At 72.6% G+C, this 18,128-nt stretch carries 15 protein-coding genes; 8 read left to right on the forward strand and 7 right to left on the reverse strand.

Translation table 11 applies throughout. The features are described 5' to 3' along the window. The first annotated feature begins 97 nt into the window (after positions 1 to 97). Complete coding sequence (locus ACXR2U_RS09280; protein WP_458824686.1) at positions 98 to 2,704, forward strand: hypothetical protein; 2,607 nt, start codon at positions 98 to 100, stop codon at positions 2,702 to 2,704. A gap of 14 nt (positions 2,705 to 2,718) precedes the next feature. Here the strand turns inward: ACXR2U_RS09280 and ACXR2U_RS09285 are convergent, their stop codons facing one another. Both ACXR2U_RS09285 and ACXR2U_RS09290 read right to left on the reverse strand, forming a co-directional pair. After that, entirely contained in the window at positions 2,719 to 4,371 is a 1,653-nt protein-coding gene (locus ACXR2U_RS09285) for a DUF2510 domain-containing protein (RefSeq protein ID WP_458824687.1), read from the reverse strand. Next, positions 4,319 to 5,011: a hypothetical protein gene (locus ACXR2U_RS09290; RefSeq protein ID WP_458824688.1), complete on the reverse strand. Its 693-nt coding sequence runs from the start codon at positions 5,009 to 5,011 to the stop codon at positions 4,319 to 4,321. Before ACXR2U_RS09290 ends, ACXR2U_RS09285 begins: the two co-directional genes overlap by 53 nt. A 176-nt stretch (positions 5,012 to 5,187) precedes the next feature. On the opposite strand from ACXR2U_RS09290, the gene ACXR2U_RS09295 reads away from it, so the two are divergent. From ACXR2U_RS09295 to ACXR2U_RS09310, 4 genes are read left to right on the forward strand one after another with little or no spacing between them, the layout of a single operon-like run. Further along, on the forward strand, positions 5,188 to 6,489 hold the full coding sequence (locus tag ACXR2U_RS09295) for a DUF4032 domain-containing protein (RefSeq protein ID WP_458824689.1): 1,302 nt from the start codon (positions 5,188 to 5,190) through the stop codon (positions 6,487 to 6,489). Next, positions 6,486 to 7,166, forward strand: a complete 681-nt coding sequence (locus tag ACXR2U_RS09300) for an MBL fold metallo-hydrolase (protein WP_458824690.1) — start codon at positions 6,486 to 6,488, stop codon at positions 7,164 to 7,166. Before ACXR2U_RS09295 ends, ACXR2U_RS09300 begins: the two co-directional genes overlap by 4 nt. Beyond that, a complete protein-coding gene (locus ACXR2U_RS09305; RefSeq protein WP_458824691.1) occupies positions 7,163 to 7,654 on the forward strand; it encodes a PH domain-containing protein in 492 nt (163 codons plus the stop codon). Before ACXR2U_RS09300 ends, ACXR2U_RS09305 begins: the two co-directional genes overlap by 4 nt. Positions 7,655 to 7,664: 10 nt before the next feature. Beyond that, positions 7,665 to 9,179, forward strand: a complete 1,515-nt coding sequence (locus ACXR2U_RS09310; RefSeq protein ID WP_458824692.1) for a PH domain-containing protein — start codon at positions 7,665 to 7,667, stop codon at positions 9,177 to 9,179. A 2-nt stretch (positions 9,180 to 9,181) separates the two neighbouring features. Here the strand turns inward: ACXR2U_RS09310 and ACXR2U_RS09315 are convergent, their stop codons facing one another. Next, entirely contained in the window at positions 9,182 to 10,045 is an 864-nt protein-coding gene (locus ACXR2U_RS09315) for a helix-turn-helix domain-containing protein (RefSeq protein WP_458824693.1), read from the reverse strand. A gap of 102 nt (positions 10,046 to 10,147) precedes the next feature. Between ACXR2U_RS09315 and ACXR2U_RS09320 the strand changes: the two genes are divergently transcribed. From ACXR2U_RS09320 to ACXR2U_RS09330, 3 genes are all read left to right on the forward strand, one after another. Then, positions 10,148 to 10,846, forward strand: a complete 699-nt coding sequence (locus ACXR2U_RS09320; protein ID WP_458824694.1) for an SDR family NAD(P)-dependent oxidoreductase — start codon at positions 10,148 to 10,150, stop codon at positions 10,844 to 10,846. Between the two features lie 69 nt (positions 10,847 to 10,915). Next, complete coding sequence (locus tag ACXR2U_RS09325; RefSeq protein WP_458824695.1) at positions 10,916 to 12,112, forward strand: MFS transporter; 1,197 nt, start codon at positions 10,916 to 10,918, stop codon at positions 12,110 to 12,112. A gap of 25 nt (positions 12,113 to 12,137) precedes the next feature. Continuing rightward, positions 12,138 to 12,431 carry an antibiotic biosynthesis monooxygenase family protein gene (locus tag ACXR2U_RS09330; RefSeq protein WP_458824696.1) on the forward strand — a complete coding sequence of 98 codons (294 nt, stop codon included), beginning with the start codon at positions 12,138 to 12,140 and terminating at the stop codon, positions 12,429 to 12,431. Between the two features lie 9 nt (positions 12,432 to 12,440). Here ACXR2U_RS09330 and ACXR2U_RS09335 read toward each other — a convergent pair whose 3' ends face one another. From ACXR2U_RS09335 to ACXR2U_RS09350, 4 genes are all read right to left on the reverse strand, one after another. Next, complete coding sequence (locus tag ACXR2U_RS09335; protein ID WP_458824697.1) at positions 12,441 to 12,818, reverse strand: VOC family protein; 378 nt, start codon at positions 12,816 to 12,818, stop codon at positions 12,441 to 12,443. An 84-nt stretch (positions 12,819 to 12,902) separates the two neighbouring features. Beyond that, positions 12,903 to 13,937 (reverse strand): hypothetical protein, encoded by a 1,035-nt coding sequence (locus ACXR2U_RS09340; protein ID WP_458824698.1) that lies wholly within the window; start codon positions 13,935 to 13,937, stop codon positions 12,903 to 12,905. Further along, positions 13,934 to 16,453 (reverse strand): ATP-binding protein, encoded by a 2,520-nt coding sequence (locus tag ACXR2U_RS09345; protein ID WP_458824699.1) that lies wholly within the window; start codon positions 16,451 to 16,453, stop codon positions 13,934 to 13,936. Before ACXR2U_RS09345 ends, ACXR2U_RS09340 begins: the two co-directional genes overlap by 4 nt. A 29-nt stretch (positions 16,454 to 16,482) precedes the next feature. Beyond that, positions 16,483 to 17,922, reverse strand: a complete 1,440-nt coding sequence (locus ACXR2U_RS09350; RefSeq protein ID WP_458824700.1) for a hypothetical protein — start codon at positions 17,920 to 17,922, stop codon at positions 16,483 to 16,485. Positions 17,923 to 18,128 lie beyond the last annotated feature (206 nt).

Consider the following 18,128-nt stretch of genomic DNA (forward strand, 5'->3'; position numbering starts at 1 on the left):
CCCTGCCGTCGCGACGCTCGCCGTCGCTGTCCTAGCGGCGGCCGGTCCGCTCGCCGCACCGGTGGTGACGCGTGCGGGTGCGGATCCTGCTCCCCCGGTGTCCACCAACGCCCAGTCGTTCCCGAACGACACCGGCGTCGACCTCCCGTTCGACGCTGCCGCCGGCTCCTACCGGGCCATCACCCCGGTCCGCCTCCGCGACACCCGGGACGTCGACAGCCCGGACGGCCACGGCGCGGTCGTCCCGAACGGCTACATCGACGTCGACGTCACCGGCCGCGAGGGCATCCCGCTGGGCAGCGTCGGCGCCGTCGTGCTGAACGTGACGGCAGTGACCCCGACCGCTGCGGGTTACCTCACCGTCGAGCCGAGCCCCGGGTTGGGAGCCGCGGTGTCCGACGTCAACTTCGCCAAGGGGCAGACGGTCGCGAACGCCGTCGTCGCCGACGTCGGCGACACCGGCCGGCTCTACGTCCACAACGTCTCCGGCGGGTCGACCCACGTCCTGGTCGACGCGGTCGGGTACTTCTTCCGCGGCGAGTCCTCGACGCCGGGTTCCTACGAGCGGGCGGGGCCGACCCGGGTGCTCGACACCCGCAACGGCACCGGTGCTCCCCGCGCGGCGGTGGCTCCCGGTGGGCGCGTGCGGGTGCGCGTGACCGATCCCGGCGGCATCGACCGCACCGCGGCTGTCAGCGCGGTCGCGGTCAACGTCACGGCGACGGCGTCGACGGGCGCGGGGTACGTCACCGTCTGGCCGGACGGCACGGACCGGCCGGTCGCGTCGACCCTCAACTTCACCCGCGGCCAGACCGTGCCGAACTTGGCCGTCGTCCCGGTCGGTACGGACGGGTACGTCGACCTGTACAACGGTTCCGCCGGCCCCGTGCAGCTGCTGCTCGACGTCCGCGCCTACTTCCTGCGCGGCACACCGAGCGCGAACGGGACCGTCGTCGCGACCACCCCCACGCGCGTGCTCGACACCCGCAACGGGACCGGCGCCCCGGGTCGCGCCGTCGCGCCCGGTGCCACCATCCGCGTGCCGGTCGGGTCGGAGGCCGGCAGCAAGGTCCTGCTCAACGTCACGGTCACCGCCCCGACGGGCAACGGTTACATCACCACGTGGTCCGGCGACGGGCCGCGGCCGGTGGTGTCGAGCCTGAACTTCGCGCGCGGACGCACCCTCGCCAACGCCGTCGTCGTCCCCGTCGCCTCCGACGGCACGGTGAGCGTGTTCAACGGCTCGGCCGGCACCGTGCACCTGGTCGCCGACCGCACCGGCGACATCCTGGGCGCGGACCGCTCGGTCGCCGACGTGTCACCTGCCGACGCCACCGTCACCCTCTCAGCGGACCAGGTGATCTCGGGTACGAGGAGCGCGGACGGTACGGCGACCGTGGTCCTCGCCGCGGGCGTGACCCCACCGGCTGTGGGCGCCGGCGTCGTCGCACCCGGGACCCCGACGCTGCCCGACGGTGTCGCCGGGCGTGTCTTCCGCGTCGTGACGAACCCGGACAGCACGAGCCGCGTCGACACCGATCCCGTCTCGCTCGACGCGCTGTACACCGACTACGACGTCAGCGTGAACCGCTCCCTGCAGCCGTCCGACATCGTGGGCGGTGGTGACGCCGTCCTCGACGCCGGCACCGCCGACTTCAGCTGCAGCGGTACCGACCCGACGCGCTCGGTCCAGCTGACCCTGGACCTGTCGGACCTCCACGTCGATGTGGCCCTCGACGCCACCCGTCGGGCGGCGCACCTGCAGCTGTCCGCCGACCCCGAGTTGCTGAGCCGGTACTCGTTCGCCGCGGGCACGGCGTGCACGCTCGCGCCCGGAGCCGGCGGGTCCTCGCTCGCCTTGCACATCCCGGTGACGACCACGCCGCCGGTGTACGTCGACGTGGACCCCACGGTCGTCCTCACGACATCCGGCGCGGCGTCGATGGACCGCCGCTCGGTCACCCACGTCGCCGTCGGCTTCGACCGCGGCAACGGCCACGACACCGACGTCCACGACCTCAGCGGCGACGCGGCGGGCACGGCCGCCGGTGCCGCCACCGTCGACCTCGGTCTGTTCACCCGGCTCACGCTCGCCGGACGGGTAGGTGTCTCGGGCAGCTTCGGTCCCTCGGTGACCGTGGCCGACCGCGGCACCGGGTGCAGCTCGTTGACCGGAGCCGTGAGCGCGAACTGGGTGCCGAGCACCGGCGCACTGTTCCCGTCGGCCTTCCGCCCCTCGAGCGGCCGCTTCGCCCAGATCGTCCTCCGCGGCTGCGACTGGGACCAGTTCCCGTTGTCGGTCTCACCCGGCCGGATCGGGAACGCCGCGGTCGGCGACGCCGCGAAGGCCCTCACGGCCAAGGTCGGGGTCCCGCTGCGACGCGTGGACATCGGCCTGTGCCGCCACCTGGAGACGACCGACGGTCGCGCCGACGTGCTGACCTACCTCGACGGCTCCGGCAGCCGGGTCACGCTGCTGTTCGCGTACCGCTGGGTGACCGTGCTCGGTGTACGCACCGGCAGCACGTGGGCCGCGATCCACGCGGCGTACCCCGCGACCCAGTTGTTCCACGACGCGACCGCGTCGTTCACCTACGTCGACGCGCCCGACGGCACCTCGCTGCGCATCCGGCTCGACCAGGGTCGTGCCACGTTCGTCTACGCGGGCTCCCGCGCGTCGGTGCGGTCGATCCCGTCGTGCTGAGGGCGGGAGGCTGGTCAGCCCCCGGCGTTGACGTGGTCGGTCCAGGCCGAGCCGTCCCACCAGCGCCACAGCGGCTGACCGTTCGGGTCGGCGTACCAGCCCGCGGGCTGGCTCGCGGCAGGTGGCGGCGGCGGAGTCGACGTGGCCGGATCGGCCCTGCCGAACAGCCCGCGCAACCCCTTCGTCGAAACCCCGGCGGACGGCTGCGCGTACCCGTGGGAGGTCGGCGCCGACCAGCCGTCGGCCTCGGATCCAGCGCTTGGAGCGGCCGGTGGGGTGGGGACGGCCGATGGAGGCGGCGCCGGCACGTCAGCGCGAGAGGGCGGCTGGGGCGGTGCGGCGACCACCGGCACGGCCGAAAGACCTGAGCCCGGTGACAACGGCGTCGGCGCCGCGGGAGGCGGAGGCGGGGACGTCGACGCGGGTGAGTCCGGTACCGGAGGAAGCCGTGCGGGGGTCGGGCCGGCCTGCTGCCACAGCGACCCGGCGGGGACGTCCCTGCGGAAGTCGTGCTCGCACTTCGCGCAGGCGCGCAGGGCGGATTCCGTGCGGCGGTCGCCGCAGTTCGGGCAGAAGGTGATGACGCTCTCGTCGGCGTCGAGCCCCTGGCAGCGAGGGCAGACGAACGGCTCGGCCCCGGCGTCCTTGAGCTGCATCAGCCGCGTCACCATGACGAACGGGCTGACGCCGTGCATCGACACCATCCCGCCGAGCCCGCCGGACAGCACGTTCTTCCGACGGGTCCGCGCCTGTAGCCGCTGGTAGTCGGGGTTGACGATCTTCTCCAGTCGGCAGGTCGTGCACACGAGCAGCGTCCGGACCGGCAGCTGCGCTCGCAGCCGCGCCTGGAGGTGGAGGAACTCGACGACGGGGACGTCCCGCTCCTGCAACGGGATCCGCACCCGTCCGAGCTTCGGATCGGCGGCGGCGAGCGCGGCGTCGAGCCGCGAGGTCAGGTCCCCGACCTGGGCGGCCATGGCCGGCGGCAGGGGTCCGGGTCGCAACGCGATCGCCGCTCCCGCCGCCGTCATCGTGTACAGCAGGCCGAGGTCGAGCCCGGCCGCGCGCTGGCCCACGACCAGGACGACGTCGCCCTCGGCCACCCGCTCCGCGGTCCTGCCCTCCAGCATCCGGTTCAACCGTGCCGCGGCGCCCGCGCCGGACTGCGCGACCCCGAGTGTCGCCTCCCCCGGTGTCGCTCCGACGAACGTCGGGGCGTCGAAGGTCGCCCGCGGGGCGAAGCGCCGCAGGCCGGAGTCGAGTGCGTCGAACGCGGCCACGAACGCCTGCCCGTAGGCCGCGGCCGCGGCGGCGGGGAACGGCGCCGACGACGGCCAGCGCGCCTCGAGGGCGACCTGCACGCCGGTGCCGACACGCTCTCCTCCGAGGTCGCGCACCGCGAGGTCGACGGCGGCGGTGAACGGCACCTTGTCCGGGTGGAGCGTGGCGGCCGACAACGCACCGCCCCGGTGCGCGGTCAGCGTGGTCAGACCACTGGCGTCGAGGGTGAGCCCGGCGGTGCGCAGGACGCGCAGCACCTCGGTGCGGACGTCCGCGAGTTCCCCGGCGACGACCCGTTCGGCCCGCGCGCTCGCCGGGGTGGTCGAGGTGATCTCAGTACTCCGTGCCGGTGTCGTAGGAGGTGGAGTCGTAGGAGGTGGAGTCATAGCTGGTGGAGTCGTACGTCGACGACGTGTCGTACGACGTCGTGTCAGCGGTCTCCCCCACGCTGGACGAGATCGCGCTCGCGTCCTCGGCTTCGCCCGCCGCGGTCGCCCAGCTCTGGTCGGCCTGGGTCGACGACCAGTCGGCGTCCGAGGCGTACCCCGACGCCGTGTCCGAGGCGGCGTCGGCGGAGTCCGCGTACACCGCGGCGGTGTCGAGCAGGCTGCCCGCGAGCTCGGTGTCGCCGGAGGCGGCGGCGGTGTTCGCGGCATCGACGTAGTCCGCGGCGGAGTTCGCGTTGTCCGTGGCGATCGAGCTGTTCCAGTCGGCCCACTCGCTCGAGGTCGCCGCGTCGGCGTCGAGCCCCGCGGCCTCCGACGCGGTGGAGAAGGCGTCACCCGCGGCGGAGTACTCCTGCGCGAGCGTCGAGTTCGGGTCGAGCTGGTCCGCGGCGAGGCCCGCGGAGTCGGCGGCGTCGGAGAACGCCGTCGACCCGGCGTCGAACTGCGACGCGGCGAACCCCGGGTCACCGTCGGCCGCTGACGTGACTCCGGCATCGACCTGGTCGCCCGCCCAGATCGCGGAGTCACCGGCGGACTCCGCGTTCCAGTCGGACCAGTCACCGGAGGTGCTCTCGGTCATCTCGTCTCCCCTCGGAGGTGGCGCCGGTGCAGTCGGCGCCGGTCGAGGATCGCAAGCCGGGCACCCGTGCGCCAGGGGCAAACCGGGCCGGTCGGGGGCCGACCACGACCCAGCGCTCCTGCCGAGGTGGATTTCAGCGGATGTGCCCCCTGGCGGGACTAGGCTCCTGAGCTGCCATGGGGACGTACACGCTGACGACGCTCGGTGCCGCCACCGACCTGCTCGACCTGCCCCTCGACACCCCGCTCGAGGACTGGAACAGCGACCTGCTCGTCCAGGTCCCCCGCGGCATCTCCCGCCACGTCGTGCGGTTCGTCCGCGCCAACAACGAGCTGTTCGCACTCAAGGAGGCGACGGACCGCTTCGTGGTCCGCGAGCACCGGCTGCTGCGCGAGCTCGCCGACCGGTCGGTGCCGGTGGTCAGCGCGTTCGGCACCGTGGTCGAGCGGGCGGACACCGGGGGCGACGACCTCGGCGGACTGCTCATCACCCGGCACCTCGCGTTCTCGCTGCCCTACCGTTCGCTGTTCACCGGCCGGGTGCTGCCGAACCTGCGCAACCGGCTCATCGACGCCCTCGCCGAGCTGTTCGTCCGCCTGCACCTCGCCGGGTTCTTCTGGGGCGACTGCTCGCTGTCGAACACCCTGTTCCGCCGCGACGCCGGAGCGCTGGCCGCCTACCTGGTCGACGCCGAGACCGGCGAGTTGCACGAGACGTTGTCCAACGGCCAGCGGGCGCACGACCTGCAGATTGCCACCGAGAACATCGCCGGCGAGATGTTCGACCTGCAGGCGGGCGGCTACCTCGACGACGACATCGACCCGATCGAACTGTCGATGGAACTCACGCCGCGCTACGAGTCCCTGTGGGCGCAGCTCACCAACGACGAGGTCATCGCGACGGGCGAGAAGTACCGCATCGACCAGCGGATCCGCCGCCTCAACAGCCTCGGCTTCGACGTCGCCGAGGTGAACGTCGAGAGCGTCGACGAGGGCCGCAAGCTGAAGATCGGCACGCACATCGTGGAGCCGGGCCACCACCGCCGCCGGCTGTTCGCGCTGACCGGGCTCGACGTCCAGGAGAACCAGGCCCGCCGGTTGCTCTCGGACATCGCGCGGTACCGGGGGTCGTGGGAGGACGGCGTCGGACACCCCGTCCCGGAGGACCTCGCCGCCCGTCGGTGGCTCGACGAGAAGTTCTACGGCACCCTCTCGCGCGTGCCCCCCGAGCTGCGGGCGAAGCTGCCCGACGCCGAGCTGTTCTACGAGATCGCCGAGCACCGCTGGTTCCTGTCCGAGGCCAACGGTGAGGACGTCGGCCGGGCCGCCGCGGTCGACTCGTACGTCAAGAACGTCCTGCGGTACCTGCCCGACGCCAAGGTCGAGGTGCTGGACGACCCCCCGACCGAGGAGATCCCGATCTTCGGTGGACCCGACACGGAGGAAACCCCGGTGGCAGCTGTCCAGGACGAGTCGTGACCGGCACCGCCGCAGGTGACGCCTACACCGGCGAGGTCGAGGTCGGGGGTCCCTGGGACGTCCGGCGGCTGCCGGAGCTGACGATCGTCAAGCTCGCGGTCGGGCCGATGAGCAACAACGCCTACCTGCTGCGGTGTACGGCATCGGGTGAGGGGCTGTTGATCGACGCCGCCGCCGAACCGGGGCGGCTGGCCGAGCTGGTCCGGTTCGAGGGCTCGCCGGTCAACACCGTCGTCACCACCCACCGCCACCGCGACCACTGGACGGCGCTCGCCGACGTCGTCACCGACGCCGGGGCCGCCGTGTTCGCCGGCGAGGAGGACGCCGACGAGCTGCCCGTGGCCGTCGACGAACGCCTGCACCACGGCGACGTCGTCGCGGTCGGTGAGGTCGTGCTCGACGTGATCGGCCTGCGCGGCCACACGCCGGGTTCGGTGGCCCTGGTGCACCGGCCGGCAGACGGCCGACCCCATGTGTTCACGGGGGATTCGTTGTTCCCCGGCGGCGTCGGCAAGACCACCTCTCCCGCCGACTTCACCTCGTTGCTCGATGACGTCACCGCCCGGCTGTTCGACGTCCTCCCCGACGACACCTGGGTCTATCCCGGCCACGGCAACGACACGACGCTCGGCGCGGAGCGGCCGTCGCTCCCCGAGTGGCGTGCTCGCGGCTGGTGACCAACAGCGTCCCGGCACCGCCGCGCGAGCGGGTGTCACGGTCGGCCATCGGGTACTGGACCGTGCGGGCACTGCCCGGGTGGGTGGTGATCGGAGGGGTCGAGGCGGCGGTGCTGTTCCCGGTCGGTCCCCCGGCCGCCGTCTGGCTGCCGATCGTCCTGGTGACGCTCGCCCTCGCCGTCCTGCACGTCGTCGTGATGCCGCAGTGGCGCTACCGGATCCACCGCTGGGAGCAGTCGCCCACCGCGTTCCAGACCCAGAGCGGCTGGCTGGTGGTGGAACGGCGGATCGCGCCGCTCTCGCGGGTGCAGACCGTCGATCTCGAGCGCGGGGTGCTGGAGAACCTGTTCGGGCTGGCGACGCTCACCGTCACCACGGCGTCCGCCGCCGGCGCCCTGCAGGTCCCGGCCCTCGACCGTGACGTCGCCGAACGGCTGAGTGCCGAACTCGCGCGCGTGGCGGGTGATTCCCCTGACGACGCCACCTGACTTCCCCCCGATGGCGCCGCTCACAGTCGACGGCGCCCTTCCCAGCGACGTGCCGTGGCGGCGGTTGGACCAACGGATGCTGCTGGTCGCGCCGTTCCAGGAACTGGGCCGGTGGGCGATCCCCCTGGTCGTCATCCTGTTCACCGGTTTCGGCGACCCGATCCGCACCGCCATCACCGGCGCCGGTGCGGTGGCGCTCATCGGCTGGGGTGTGGTCCGGTACCTCACCACGACCTACCGGGTGACGCCGGAGCAGGTGCAGATCCGACGCGGCGTGATCAACCGGTCGACGTCGGTGGCCCCCCGCGACCGGGTCCGCTCGGTGGACGTCACCGCGCCGTTCCTGCACCGCCTGCTGGGTCTCGGCAAGCTGGTCATCGGCACCGGGAAGGTCGACACCCGCCGCAACCGTGACCTCGTGCTCGACGGCCTCAGCGTGGCCGACGCCGAGCGGCTGCGGGGCGAACTGTTGCACCGGGCCCCGACGGCGCCCGGTGAGGTGTCACTCGACAAGGTCGCGGCGGCGTCCGAGGTCGAGCTGGTCCGGCTACGGCAGCGGTGGTTGCTCTATGCACCGTTCACGCTGTCGGGCGCGATCACCGGACTGGTCGTCGTCGGCGCCGGGTCCCGGCTGTTCAACGAGGCTCGCATCGACCCGACCCGGTTCGCCCTCACCCGGGAGGCGATCAGATCGTTGCAGCGTGCACCGCTGTGGCTCGACGTCGTCCAGATCGCCGCGGCCGTCGTGATCGCCGTGTCGCTGCTGTCGATCGCCGGGTACGTCCTGGCGTTCCACCGCTTCCGGCTGACCCGCCGTTCCGACGGCACCCTGCACGTCTCACGGGGCCTGATCACCCGCCGGGAGACCACGCTCGAACACAAGCGGGTCCGCGGCGTCGAGCTCAGCGAACCGGTGCTGCTGCGGGCGGTGGGCGGAGCACGCCTGGTGGCCGTCGCGGTCGGGTTGCGGGAGAACCGCGGCAACGAGAGGACGGCGTCGCTGCTGGTGCCGCCGTCGCCGCGGCGGATCGACCTCGCGGTCGGGGCCGACATCGTCGACGACCCCACCGCTCTCGACGGGGAGCTGGTCGGCCACGGCCGCACGGCCGTCCGGCGCCGGTTCACCCGCGCCGTGCTGCCCGCGCTCACGGTCGTCGTGGTCGTCAGCGTGCTCGCCGCGTTCGGGGTGCTGCCGCTCTGGACGCAGTGGGTCGCGCCGCTCCTGCTGGTGGCCGCGGTCCTCCTCGCCGCCGACCGCGCGAGGTCGCTCGGTCACCGCATCGGCGGACGACTGGTGGTCACCCGCCACGGCTCGCTCGTCCGCCGTCGCCAGGTGGTCGCCGCCGACGGCGTCATCGGCGCCGTCGTCCGGTCCTCGCCGTTCCAACGCCGCGCCGGCGTCGCGACCCTGCACCTCACCACGGCCGCCGGGCGGCAGGCGTACCCGTTCACCGACCTCGAGACCGAGCGGGTCTGGGACGTCGTCCGCGAGGTGCTGCCGGGCGGCACCCTCGAACGGCCCTGACGTCAGCCCTCGACGACGACGCGCTCCGGCACCCCGGCGACACCGATCAGCCGCAGCTTGGTCTCGTCCTCGGTGCCCGGTTCGGCGGTGAGCACGACGATCTTGAGCTCGGCGCCGCCGTCCGTGAGCACGTCGCAGTCGATCGTCACCGGGCCCACCGCGGGGTGCGTGACCACCTTGCGTTCCTCGTGGTGGGCGCCGACGGTGGCCGCCGCCCAGAGCTCGGCGAACCGGGGGTTGCCCTGCTGCAGGGTGTGGACCAGCCCGGCCAGGCGCGGGTCGTCGGGGAAGCGGCCGGTCGCCCGGCGCAGGTCGGACACCACCGCGACACGGGTGAGCTCGTCGTCGTCGGTCGACATCGGCCACTGCGACATCACCGGCACGTGGTCGTCGACCGGGAACACGTCGCGGGCGAAGTTGCGGCGGTGCGGGGCGAACACCGTCGGGTCGCCGAGCAGCGCCGTCCACAACCGGTTGGTCCAGATCAGTTGCCAGTCGGCGGCGAACACGGCGACCGCGGCGTCACCGAGACGCGACAGCATGCGGTGCACGCCGGGCGGGATGTGGTCGGAGACCCGTCCGTCCGTCGGCGGTGCCAACTGCGCCAACCGGTAGAGGTGGTCGCGTTCCTCGTCGGTCAACCGCAGCGCCCGGGCCAGGGCGGCGGCCACCTGGGCCGACGGGGTGGTGGCGCGGCCCTGCTCGAGCCGCACCACGTAGTCGACCGAGAGGCCCGCGAGATCGGCCAGTTCCTCCCGCCGCAGCCCGGCGGCGCGGCGGGCGTGACCGGACGGCAGGCCCGCTGCGGCCGGCGTGAGCCGGTCCCGCCACGCGCGCAGGGTCGAGCCCAGTGCTGTCGCCGTCACGACTCGAGTGTGCCGGGCCGGGACGCCGCGAGGGTGGTACGGCCGGTCCCACCGTCAGGCGGTCTCTGGTCGCGCCCCTCGCACCGACGCAGGCTGGATCGCATGACCACCACCTTCATCACCGGAGCCAACCGGGGCCTCGGCCTCGAGACCGCCCGCCGGCTCGTCGCAGCCGGCCAGACCGTCGTCCTCGGCGCGCGCGACCCCGAACGCGGCCGCGAGGCCGCTGCGAACGTCGGCGCACGCTTCGTCCAGATCGACGTCACCGACGACGCCTCGGTGACCGCCGCCGCGGCCGACGTCCGCGAGCACGAGGGCACGCTCGACGTGCTCATCAACAACGCCGGGATCGCCGGACCCGCCGGCGACCCGACCGATCTCACCGGGACCGACGTCCTCGACGTCTTCGACGTGAACGTCGCGGGCACCGTCCGCGTCACGACGGCCTTCCTGCCCCTCCTGCAACGATCCACCGACCCGGTGATCGTCAACGTCAGCAGCGCCATGGGCTCGCTCGCCGCCACCCACGAGCCGTCACGGCCGGAGTCGCACCACCTCGCGCCGGTCTACACGGCGTCGAAGGCGGCCCTCACCATGTTGACCACCCAGTACGCCAAGGCGTTCCCCGGCATCCGGGTCAACGCGGCGGACCCGGGCTACACCGCCACCGAGTTCAACGGCAACAGCGGACCGCAGACCGTCACCGAGGGCACCGACGCCATCGTCACGCTCGCCACCGAGGGGCCCGGGCACGGCTCGGGCCGGTTCGTCGACCGCGACGGCGAGATCGCCTGGAGCTGAGCCCGCTCGGCCCTCGTTCCACGGGGTCGGGCGGACCGAGCGTGAGCCGCGTCGTTACCGTCCGGCACCGTGACCACGACGACCACCACCCCGCGCGCCGGCCACGTGGCGCTGGTCGCCTACCTGTTCGCGGTCACCATGATCGGCACGACCCTGCCGACCCCGCTGTACGCGTTCTACTCGGCCGAACTGGGGCTGACCCCGCTGCTGGTGTCGGTGGTGTTCGCGGCCTACGCCATCGGGGTGCTCGGCACGTTGCTGCTGCTCGGGCGGCTGTCGGACCACGTCGGGCGGCGGCGCGTCCTGCTGCTGACCGTCGTCATCGCCGCTCTGAGCTCGGCCGTCTTCGTGGTCGTCGACCTCGCGCCGTCGCTGCCGCTGCTCCTGGTCGGACGCCTGGTCTCGGGCGTGTCGGCGGGGTTCGCCACCGGCGCCTTCACCGCCTACCTCACCGAGCTCGCGACCAAGCGGGGACGCAACGCGGGGCTGCTCGCCACCGTCGTCAACCTCGGCGGCCTGGGGCTCGGTTCGCTGATCGCCGGCGTGCTCGCCGAGCACCTGCCGCACCCCACGCTGCTGCCGTACCTCGTGCACCTCGCGCTGCTCGTGCCGGTGGCGCTCGTGCTCGAGGTCGACCTGCCCGAGACCGTCGACTCCCCCGACGGCTGGCGGGCGGGCGCGAAGCCGCAGCGGCTCGGGGTGCCGCCCGAGATCCGGGTCCCGTTCGCGGCCGCCGCGCTGGCCGCGCTCGCCTCGTTCTCGGTGCTGGGGTTCAGCACGGCGCTCGCGGGGCAGGTGCTCAAGGAGGGCCTCGGCGACCGCAGTCACCAGACGGTCGGCGCGGTCGCGTTCCTGCTGCTCGCCGGTGCGGTGGCCGGTCAGGTGCTCGCCGGCCGGCTCGCGAACCGCACCGCCAACCTGGTCGGGCTCGCCGTGACACCGGTCGGGGTCCTGCTGCTGGTCCTCGCCGTGGTGGCGACCTCGCTGCCGCTGCTGGTCGTCGCCGTGCTCGTCGCGGGCCTCGGTGTCGGGTTCGCGTTCCGAGCGACCCTGGCGAAGGTCGGCGCGATCGCTCCACCGGAGCGGCGCGGCGAGGTGACGTCCACCTACTTCGCCGGCGCCTACCTCGGCCTGACCGTGCCGGTCGTCGGTGCGGGTCTGCTGGTCACCACCACGTCGCTGCTGGTCGCGGTCGTGACGCTCGCCGTGTTCGTGACGGCGTTGTGCGTGGTGGCCGCGGCGATCGTCGCCCGCACGCGCGACTGACGTCCTCGGCTGCCACACTGCCCGCATGGTGCTCGAGGTCGCGCTCATCAACGTCGTCGCCGGGCAGGAGGACGCCTTCGCCGCGGCGTACCTCGGCGCCCGGCAGATCCTGGCCACCACACCCGGGTGTCGGTCGGTGCGGATGACCCGCGGCATCGAGTCGCCGTCGCGGTTCGTGTTACTCGTGGAGTGGGATTCCGTCGATGCGCACGAGCAGAACTTCCGCGGCACCGAACGCTTCACCGAGTGGCGGGCGGCCATCGGCCCGTACTTCGACGGCCCGCCCGACGTCCAGCACGCGACCGACGTCGACGTCTGAGCCCACCGCCTACCTCGCGACGAACACCTCGACGGTGTTGCCGTCGGGATCGGTGACGACCACCCCGTAGTAGCCCGGCGCGTCGAGGTCGCGGTGCCTCGCCGGCGCGCCGGAGACCGCCGCGACGGCGTCCACCACCTCGGGCTCGTCGACCCGCACGGCCACGTGGGCCGCCGCGGTCGGGGTGCGTCCGGCGACGAGCCAGAGCAGCGCCCGCTCGCCGGTCCCGTAGCCGACGGCCTCCTCGCCCACCTCGTCCTCGTCCTCGAAGTCCTGGAACGCGACGACGCGGCCGAGCCCCGCGGCGCCCAGCACCCGGTCGTGGAACGCCGCGGTGCGGTCGAGGTCGTGCGCCACGAACGTGACGTGGTCGAGGCGGGCGGGCACGCCTCCATGAGTACCGCACTGCGGGAGCGGGTGCGGCCCTCGGGGTCTCGCCGCGTCGCCGGTCTCGGCGCTGCCCCTCTCAGCTCAACAGGTCGGTGCGAGGTCCACCGGGGGGTTGGGCCGGACTAGTGAACCGACCGGTCCGACGTGGATGACGCCCCCGCCCAGTTGAGCGGTCGAGGTGACCGTGGTGCGCAGGCCGACGACGTCGCGGTCGACCCGGTAGGTGTTCTTGGTGTTGCGGACCACGACGACGAACGAGTCGAGCAGGGGGTTCGCGAGGTTGTGGGCGCGCGCGATGACGGCGAGGACCGGACCGGACGACACGTTGACCCCGATCGTGATCGTCACGACCCCGTCGGCTTCGGTGGCCGTCACCGGGAGCGAGTCGCACAGGCTACCGAGTTGGTGGACTGCGAGTCCTCCGCCGACCCGGTCCCGCAGAGACTCGACCCCGGAGCTGATGCCGGGTCCCGTGAGCCCCAGCGGAGGCGACCAGCTCTGCGGGAACAGGGTCGTGAGGAACACGGCGAGGAGGGCGGCGCCGACGAGCGGAACAGCGCCGATCCCGACCCCGTCGACGCGACCCGACACCGAGGGTGCGCGGCGGCGCAGCGCGCGGGCCAGCCACCAGGTCACGCCGATGTAGGGGCCCCACCGGAGAGCCCACGACACCGCGCCCTTCTGGACCGCACTCCAGAGGTGCGAGCCTGGCTCTCCGACGTGGCCCAGCGCCGCGATGCCGCCGACGAAGAGCCCGACGACCACCACCGCGACGATGGCCGAGACGAGCACACCCAACAACGCCCCGACGAGATTGCCCAGAGCTCGCCGAGCAGATGACCCCGACCCCGTCACCAGCGCGAGCACGGCCCAGGCCACGGCGACCACCAACCACCACAGAGTGGGCAGCGCGAGGGCGGGCACGCACACCACGGCCGCGACCGCCAGGAACCGAAGGTCGTAGAAGATGCGTGCTGGCGCCGGCACGGCCTCCCTGCCGACCGGGCGGTCTCCGCCGATGTCGAGGCCGGTGGCCAGTGTCGGCGCTCCCCCGTCGGCGGCTTCGACGTGTTGGCCGTAGCGGGTCGTGGTCGTCTGATCGGGAGAGTCGGTCATGGGCGTGGATTCCTCCGGGGCTTCGGGGTGTCGCGGGCGAGCGTGGTGCGGGCCTGCCTGAGGTCCCGACGTAGGGAGGTCAGCGTCTGACCGTTGCGGCCGGCGAGCACGTGCGCGCTCGCGCAGTACGAGACCGCCGGGTCGTCGAGGACGGTGTCGACCAGCCCCGCGAGCTCGGACGGATCGGCGGGGACCTCAAGCGACGCAGCGGCCGCCGCCTGCAACAGGTGCCCCGCGTACGAGCGGCCGGAATCGCCGACGCAGGACGGCACGTGACACTGCACGCAGGCCGGGAGCACCGATGTCGAGGGCATGAGCGACGGCTCGGGTTCGAGCGTCGTCGGGAACGACGTGTCGGTTCGCGCCGTCACGTCGGCGAGTTCGGCGGCGGGCGCGTTGGCCGTGAAGGCGATCAACCGCCCGGGGCCGAGGCGCGCCAGCTCGTCGTGCTGGCGGGGGTGCAGGACCATCGCGTTACCCAGCGCCTCGCGTTCGGCGGCCTGGATGACGCGGTGACTGAGGATGGACGAGGTCAGCTTGGCCACGCCGGGGTGCAGCATCGTGGGTGCCTGGTCGATGACGACGAGACCCTCGCCTGCGCCGCGCACCTCGGCGAGCGCCTCGACGAACGCGTTAACGCCCGCGTTGGAGCCGTCGGGCGGGAGCAACCGGTGCGCTTCCTCGAGCACGGTCACGTGCGCCAACCGGTCGGGCACCCGGTTGACGTCGCGCCAGGCCAGCACGTTGGCCATGACGAGCGAGAACATCAGCGCCCGTTGCTCGCTCGTGGCGAAAGCGCCGAGTTCGATCACGGTGTTCTCCGCCATCAGACCAGCGACGTCGATGCCCGCGTTCCGGTCGCCGAGCAGCGCCCGGCCCATCGTGCCGGCGGCGAGGTACTCGAGCCGTCCGACCAGAGACGCCTCCGCGTCCATGCGCGTCCGCTCGCTCTGGCCACGCCCCTGCAGCTCCACGATGACGTTGCGGTACAGGTCGCCGAGAGTCGGCGAGGCCCCGTCGGGCTGTTCGTCGTACGTCGACATGAGGGCTTGGCCCAACAGCATGTACCCGTAGGGCCACGCCGACGACAAGCCGAGGACGGCGTCGAAGGCGGCCAACACCCGTGGAGCGAACGCCGCTGGGGCGACACCCTCCGGCGGGGCCAGCGGGTTGAACGCGGGGTGGTCGGGCCCGAGGCGGTACACCCGGCCACCCCGCCCCCGCTTGCGTCCCAGTTCGATCAACGCGCGGTAGTCGCTCTTCGCCGGATCGATGACCAGCCACGGGACGTCGAGGTCGGACAACTGGTCGAGCAAGGCGTGCATCGTGGTCGTCTTGCCGAACCCGGGGAGCCCGGCGAGCAGGACGTGGCGGTTCAACTCGCTGAGCTCGAGGTCGACCGCGCCGCCGTCCGGGCGGTTGCCGATCGTGACGGAGGTGACGCCGTCACGGCGCGGTGACCACGTCCGGCCGCGACCGAGAGTGCCGCGTGTGCCGGTGGCCACGCCGTCGAGCCCGCCGCGTGGAGCCACCGGGAGCCGGAACGCCACGGTGGCGTCGCTCGGGGTGAACTGGAACAGCAGCTCGCGCAGCTCCGCGGACTCGGGTGTCTGGAACGGGTCGGAGACCAGCTCTTCGAGCAGCACCAGGCACGAGTCGATGTCGGTCTCCGACGCAGGCACACACACGTCGAAGTTGCCGGCCACGGCGCGCGGACCGGAATCCTCCCAGGTCCGCGAGAGATCCCCTCCGACCATCTGCGGGACACCGGGCGCGAGCGGAACGTCACTGGCGAGCATCACCCGGAGGTGCACCGAGCTACGAGGCAGGTCTCGTAGCCACCCGTTGTAGGCCCTGAGGGCCGTCGCGAGGATGGGGCTCTCCTCGACGTCACGCAGGTGGGTGACGAGGGTCGCGAACTCCTCCTGCAACCACTCCAGCGCCTCGGGCGTGGTGGGACGGGGTTCGACGTGGACCGCGAGCATGGTCGTGCCGGCGTGGCGACGCAGCAGGTCCACGCTGCTCAGCAGGGCGTGGGCCGACCAACTCCACGGCAGGAGCACCGGGTCGGACAGCGACTGGTCCTCCACGAACGGTGCCAGCGGCTCGACCGTGCGGCGGATCTCGGCCAGACCAGTCGCGTCGGGGTCAGAGGCGAAGGGACGCACCCGCGCCGCGACCTCTGCAGCTGGTACCGGCACGGCCGGGAACTCTGGTGGGATCGCTGCACACAGCAACGCTCCCGCGTGGACCGCGTCCCGCACCGAGCGGGACGCGCCCACGATGTGGCAGACCACGCCTGCCGGGTTGTCGCCCCCGGAGACGAAACGCAGCTGGAACGCCGATCCGGGCCTGGCCGCCATGCTGATGGCGCGCAACATCCCGACCTGACGTCCGAACGCCTCGACCAGCGGGCGTCCGGTCAGCGAGTTGGACTCGTCAGCGAGCAGGTCGGGCAGCCACGGGATGTCGACGGCGAAGTACCAACGCCCGACGGTGAGTTCGACCGGCGCCACCGTCCCGCGTACATCGTGGTCCTGACCGGTCACGCCGACGCCGACAGCTCGATTGCGTCGAACGGCAGCAACCGGGTCAGCGGTTCGAGGATGAGCTGGTCCGGGTCGTTGATGGCCCGCCGTAGAGCTCGCCCGTCCGCCGGCGTCTCGGCGTGCGGGAGACCAAGCCGGAGCAGCCCGCCGGCCGCCGTGGCCCGGCAGCGACCAACGGCCTGGGCGTGCTCGACCATACGACGGGCGAGGTACTGGCCGATCATGGGAGCCAGTTGACGGCGGTACGGGATCACGGTCAGCTCGACGCTCGCCCGTAGGAGTTCCGCGGTGAGGGCCTCGGCGCGAGCCCGGACCTCCTCGAGAGCCGCGGTGTCCGACGTGACGACCAGGACCGCGGCCCGCCCACCGCGGACCGCAGCGGCATCGCCTTCGACGACGTCGGCCACCCCGAGCTGCGACCACACCTCGCCGAGACGCTCGTCGCTCATCAGATCGGGCGTGCGGACGTCGTCGTCCGTTCCGGCGTTCGCCGCCGGCAGGACGTTCGCGCCCGCGGAACCACCCTCGGGCCGGCGCCCCGCCGAAACCGTGGGCAGGGACTGGGTGTTCCACGCGCCGCCCGTGACCATCTGGCGCACGGCTTCCGACCCGGCCGACCGACCGTTCTCGATGAGCGTCTTCAGGACATCGGCCTGGGTGGCGAGTTTCGCAGCGAACATCTCTGGATTGGCGATCTGCTCCGGGCTGACGCCGAGCTCAGCGGCCTGGAGCTTGACGACGTCGAGTTCGCCGCGGGTGCGCTCGAGTTCGATCTGTCGGGCGCCCGGGAGCTTGATCAGCTCGGCCTGCTGCGCGAACGTCTCGACCTCGGTCTCCTGCGCGATCCGGTTCAGCTCAGCCGCCTTCACGGCATTGCTCTGGAACATCGTGACGAAGTGCTCGTTCCAAGTCGCGCTGACGTGCAGCACCGACTCCAGGACGAACAAGCCGTCGAGCAGCGGGGTTCCGGCGAGGAACAGGTCCACGAGGTTCGAGGCGTGCAGCTCCTCGTGCGTGTGTCGCGAGAACTCCCTGCGCACCAGCGACTCCACCGCGGTCAGCACCATTGGCTCGAGCTGCTCGGCGATGTTGGCCGCGTCGCGGTCGATGTAGCGCATCAGCTCGGCATCGGCCGAGGCGTCCTCGGCGAGACGGACCACTGACTGCACCTCCACGGCAGGCACCGCGAAGTCGCTGTTGGTCGGGACGTCGGCGACCGTCACCTCGACCAGGTGTCCGGCCGTGGACACCACGACGCCCGTGAGCGTGCCGGTCATCGGCAACGCCATCACGCGACGGTGACGACGTCCCGGCCGCACGATGCGATCGGCCTTGCCGTTCTTGAGTACGACGAGCAACGTCGCCGGGTTGAGTTCGATCGGCGGTCGGATCGCGGACACCGGGCCGGCGAGTTGGGCCAAGCGGTTCAGTCTCATGTTGTCCTCCTCGAAGAATGACGACCGCACCGCGTCGCCCATCCGAACGTCGGGCTACCAGCCACCGCCGCCGTCACCGCCGCCGTCACCGCCGCCGGCATCACCGCCGTCGGCATCACCGCCGTCGGCATCACCGCCGTCGGCATCACCGCCGTCGGCATCACCGCCGTCGGCATCACCGCCGTCGGCATCACCGCCGTCGGCAT

This window comes from Jatrophihabitans sp. YIM 134969, assembly GCF_054456675.1.

Coding starts and splice junctions, on each gene's coding strand:
- ACXR2U_RS09350 (WP_458824700.1), bottom strand. CDS start 17,922: ATGAGACTGAACCGCTTGGCCCAACTCGCCGGCCCGGTGTCCGCGATC.
- ACXR2U_RS09290 (WP_458824688.1), bottom strand. CDS start 5,011: ATGACCGAGAGCACCTCCGGTGACTGGTCCGACTGGAACGCGGAGTCC.
- ACXR2U_RS09320 (WP_458824694.1), top strand. CDS start 10,148: ATGACCACCACCTTCATCACCGGAGCCAACCGGGGCCTCGGCCTCGAG.
- ACXR2U_RS09285 (WP_458824687.1), bottom strand. CDS start 4,371: ATGACTCCACCTCCTACGACTCCACCTCCTACGACACCGGCACGGAGT.
- ACXR2U_RS09295 (WP_458824689.1), top strand. CDS start 5,188: ATGGGGACGTACACGCTGACGACGCTCGGTGCCGCCACCGACCTGCTC.
- ACXR2U_RS09310 (WP_458824692.1), top strand. CDS start 7,665: ATGGCGCCGCTCACAGTCGACGGCGCCCTTCCCAGCGACGTGCCGTGG.
- ACXR2U_RS09330 (WP_458824696.1), top strand. CDS start 12,138: ATGGTGCTCGAGGTCGCGCTCATCAACGTCGTCGCCGGGCAGGAGGAC.
- ACXR2U_RS09340 (WP_458824698.1), bottom strand. CDS start 13,937: ATGACCGACTCTCCCGATCAGACGACCACGACCCGCTACGGCCAACAC.